This window comes from Kitasatospora sp. NPDC029367 (genome assembly GCF_055569135.1).
Window position 1 is genome coordinate 1 of record NZ_JBVHYH010000155.1, and the last position, 3,713, is coordinate 3,713.

At 71.2% G+C, this 3,713-nt stretch carries 4 protein-coding genes and 1 pseudogene; 2 read left to right on the forward strand and 3 right to left on the reverse strand.

Annotation, left to right across the window (positions count from 1 at the left end; all coding sequences use genetic code 11):
• Together ACZ4W5_RS37865 and ACZ4W5_RS37870 are read right to left on the reverse strand one after the other, a co-directional pair.
• Nucleotides 1-293: pseudogene (locus tag ACZ4W5_RS37865) on the reverse strand (N-acetylglucosamine-6-phosphate deacetylase); the annotation flags it as partial.
• Complete coding sequence (locus ACZ4W5_RS37870) at nucleotides 290-1,222, reverse strand: ROK family protein (RefSeq protein ID WP_465659792.1); 933 nt, start codon at nucleotides 1,220-1,222, stop codon at nucleotides 290-292. The gene ACZ4W5_RS37870 and the pseudogene ACZ4W5_RS37865, both read right to left, overlap by 4 nt.
• Nucleotides 1,223-1,569: 347 nt before the next feature.
• On the opposite strand from ACZ4W5_RS37870, the gene ACZ4W5_RS37875 reads away from it, so the two are divergent.
• The gene (locus ACZ4W5_RS37875; protein ID WP_360246176.1) at nucleotides 1,570-2,808 is read left to right on the forward strand and encodes an extracellular solute-binding protein; all 1,239 of its coding nucleotides are present in this window, start codon (nucleotides 1,570-1,572) and stop codon (nucleotides 2,806-2,808) included.
• 114 nt (nucleotides 2,809-2,922) lie between these two features.
• Here ACZ4W5_RS37875 and ACZ4W5_RS37880 read toward each other — a convergent pair whose 3' ends face one another.
• A complete protein-coding gene (locus ACZ4W5_RS37880; RefSeq protein ID WP_465659794.1) occupies nucleotides 2,923-3,267 on the reverse strand; it encodes a cupin domain-containing protein in 345 nt (114 codons plus the stop codon).
• A gap of 92 nt (nucleotides 3,268-3,359) precedes the next feature.
• On the opposite strand from ACZ4W5_RS37880, the gene ACZ4W5_RS37885 reads away from it, so the two are divergent.
• On the forward strand, nucleotides 3,360-3,617 hold the full coding sequence (locus ACZ4W5_RS37885; RefSeq protein ID WP_402492263.1) for a DUF3263 domain-containing protein: 258 nt from the start codon (nucleotides 3,360-3,362) through the stop codon (nucleotides 3,615-3,617).
• The last annotated feature ends 96 nt before the right edge of the window (nucleotides 3,618-3,713 follow it).

Below are 3,713 nucleotides of genomic sequence, written 5' to 3' on the forward strand. Positions count from 1 at the left end.
GTGGTGGTGCCGTGGTGGAGGTGGGTGCGGGCGGCGTGCAGGGCCTCCTCGGCGATGCCGGAGGCGTAGGAGGCGCCGCCGCCGCCGTGGACGTGGAGGTCCACGAAGCCGGGGACGACGGTGTGGCCGGTCAGGTCGAGGTCGCCGGGCTGGGCCTTCCCACCGCTCGCGCCGTCGGTGAGGGCGGCGATCCGGTCGCCCTCGACGGCCAGCCGGCCGCCCTCGACGACACCGCCGGGCAGCACCAGCCGGGCGCCGGACAGGGCAGTACGGTCACGGTCCGCGGTGGTCACGCGGTCACCTCCATCGAGAGCAGGTCCCAGGCGAGCAGGCCGGCGCCCAGGGACGCGGCGGTGTCTTTGAGCATGGCGGGTACGACCTTCGGGGGCATCTGGAAGGTCAGGCGCTCGGTGACCGCCGCGCGCAGCGGGGTGAAGAGCGTGTCGCCGGCCTCGGCCAGCCCGCCGCCGACGATGACCGTGGAGGGGTCGAGCAGGCTCTGGGCCAGCACGATGCCGTCGGCCAGCGCGTCGACCGCGTCCTGCCAGACGGCGCGGGCGCGGTCGTCCCCGGCGTCCACCGCGGCGGCGCAGGATGCCGCGTCGGCGTCGGGGTCGCCGCTGGCCTCGGCCCAGGCGCGGGAGACGGCCGAGGCGGAGGCCAGCGTCTCCAGGCAGCCGCGGGCGCCGCAGCCGCACCGCGGGCCGCCGGGGCGGACCACGACGTGGCCGATCTCGCCGCCGTAGCCGTGCGCGCCGGCCTCGATCCGGCCGTCGATGCCGATGGCGCCGGCGATGCCGGTGCCCAGCGCGATGAACAGGAAGCGGTCGACGCCCTGACCCGCGCCGATCCGCCCTTCCGCCAGCCCGCCGGAGCGCACGTCGTGGCCGAGGGCGACCGGCAGGCCCCCGAGGCGCTCGCCGAGCAGCTTGCGCAGCGGGAGGTCGCGCCAGCCGAGGTTGGCGGAGAAGACCGCGATCCCGTTCTTCTCGTCGATCGTGCCGGGCACGGCCACGCCGGCCGCCAGCGGGGCGTGCCCGAAGCGGGCGCGGCCCTCGTCGGCGAGGTCGGCGGCGAAGCCGAGGATGGCGGCGACCACGGCGTCGGTGCCGTGTTCCCGCCCGGTCGGTCGGCGTGCTTCGAACAGCACGGAGCCGTCCTGGGCGAGCAGCGCGGCCTTCATGCCGGTGCCGCCTACATCGAGTGCGATGACGTGCTTCACGGAGGACAGTTTCCCTTGGTCGGGTCGAAGAGGTCTAGTCCAGTTGTCGGATTGGTCTGGTCCATACTGGGTGAGCTTTGTCTCGGCTGCGGGGGTGTGCGGGGCTTTGTGTCCCGGAGTCCGGCTGAGGGCCTCCGTTCGCCTGTTGTTGCGCATCGTGCAATGAACCAGGGCACTTCGGTAACTACTCGACGGGTGAGGGCGAGTGGTGTGGACCAGTGTGCGAGCGGTTTGGGAATGTGGCGCTCCCCCTGCCGGATTCCCTCGTCCGGCTGCAGTTCTTTTTGAAGGCGGTACCCGCGTTGGACAGGCGCGCCCACGTTTCCCTCCGTGTGCTCGGTACGGCGTTGGCCGGAGCACTGGTGCTCACCACGGTCAGCGCGTGCAGCGGGCAGGGCGACGGGTCGGTCACGCTCAAACTGGTCGCCGCGGACTACGGGGAGAACGCCGAGACCAGCTCCAAGCACTACTGGGACGAGGTCTCCAAGGCCTTCGAGGCGGCCAACCCCGGCATCAAGGTCCAGGTCGAGGTGGACAGCTGGACCGACATCGGCAAGAAGGTCGACGACATGATCGCGGCCGGGAAGTCGCCCGACCTGCTGCAGACCGGCGGCTTCGCCGAGCAGGTCGCGGCGGACCGGTTGTACGCGGCCGCGGACGTCCTCTCGATGGACACCCAGGCCAAGTTCATGGACAACTTCTCGCACGCCGGGCAGGTGCTGGGGACCCAGTACGGGATCCCCTTCGTCTCCTCCTCGCGGGTGCTCTTCTACAACAAGGCGATCTTCAAGCAGGCCGGGATCACCCAGCCGCCGACCACCTGGAACGAGCTGCGGGCCGCGGCCGAGAAGATCAAGGCCAAGGTGCCCGGGGTGACCCCGTACGGGCTGCCGCTGGGGCCCGAGGAGGCGCCGGCCGAGTCGATGCTGTGGACGCTGAGCGGGGGCGGCTCGCTCTCGGACGACGTCGGCAACTACACCATCGACAGCGACCAGAACCAGGCGACCTTCAACTGGCTCAAGAACAACCTGGTCGGCACCGGGCTGACGTATCCGGACCCGGGCAAGATGAACCGCACGCCGGTGTTCCAGGACTTCGCCTCCGGGAAGGTCGCGATGCTCAACGGGCACCCGACCCTGCTGCGGATGGCGTCCGCCGGGAAGATCGACTTCGGGACGGCGGCCATCCCGAAGAAGGACGGCGTGGGGCGGACCGGGAGCCTCGGCGTCGCGGACTGGATGATGGCGTTCAAGGCCAACGGGCACAAGAACGAGATCAAGAAGTTCCTGTCCTTCGTGTACGCCAAGGACTACCAGCTCAAGTTCGACGAGCAGTACAACCTGCTGCCGGTGACCCAGGACGCCTTCGGCCAGATGTCCTCGGACCCCAAGCACGAGGACCTCAAGCAGTTCGCGGTGGGGCTGACCAATGCCAGCTTCTACCCGTTCGGGGACCCGGCCTGGGGTGAGGTCAGCAACCGGATCAAGACGGGGATCGGGCAGGCGGTGACCGGGGAGCCGAAGCAGGTGCTGCAGGGGCTGCAGGACGCGGCGATGAAGGAAGCGGGGCGGGTCCGGAAGCAGTGAGGCCCCCGGGGGGCGGGGGCCTTCTTCGGGGGCGGGGGTGGTTGTCGGGGCGGGGCCGGTTCAGGCGGGACGGGGCTGGTTTCGGGGCGGGGCTGGTTTCGGGGTGGGCTGGGTTCAGGGGAGGGTGATCGCGTAGGCCTTGCGGAGGGTTTCGTGGATCGTCCAGATGGTGCGGTCGCCCTCGCGTAGGACGGCGCAGTCGCCGGGGCCGACGGACAGGGTCGGGCCGCCCTCGATCTCGATGGTGGCCCGGCCGCTCAGCACCACGAACATCTCGTCGGCCTCGACGTCGGTGACCACGCCCGGGGTGATCTGCCAGATGCCGCGCAGCTGGCGGCCGTCGGGGGACTCGGCGAGGACCTTTCCGGTGACCTCGGGGGTGCCGGAGACGATCTGGGACGGATCGAGGGGCTCGGGGGCGAGGTCGGCGGTGGGGATGTGGACGGCGAAGCTGGTCATGGGGGTGACGCTAGTCGGGCGGGGGTGCCGGGGTGGGGGGCAGAGTGTGTCGGGGGTGCGTCCGAGAATGACACTTCGTAGGTCCGTGGGGGATGTGCGGAGGTGGTGCGTGGTGGTGCGTGGTGGGTGAGCTGAGTGAGCGGGATCGGGCGGTGCTGGCGCTGGAGGGGCGGCAGTGGCGGACGGCGGGGGCCAAGGAGCGGGCGATCCGGGAGGAGTTGGGGCTCTCCTCTACGCGGTACTACCAGGTGCTGAACGGGTTGTTGGACCGGGAGGAGGCGTTGGCGTTCGCGCCGGTGTTGGTGAATCGGTTGCGGCGGGTGCGGGAGGGGCGGCGGGGGGCTCGGTGAAGGCCGCTGCGCGGGGCTGGGGTGTGGGGGTGGGCTTTCGGGAGGGTGGGTTGGTCCGGGGGCGGTTCCGGGGGTGGGCGCTCCGGGGGCTGGATG

Excerpts from the sequence above, each read along its gene's own strand:
- ACZ4W5_RS37880 (WP_465659794.1), bottom strand. The coding sequence starts at position 3,267 with ATGACCAGCTTCGCCGTCCACATCCCCACCGCCGACCTCGCCCCCGAG.
- ACZ4W5_RS37885 (WP_402492263.1), top strand. The coding sequence starts at position 3,360 with ATGTGCGGAGGTGGTGCGTGGTGGTGCGTGGTGGGTGAGCTGAGTGAG.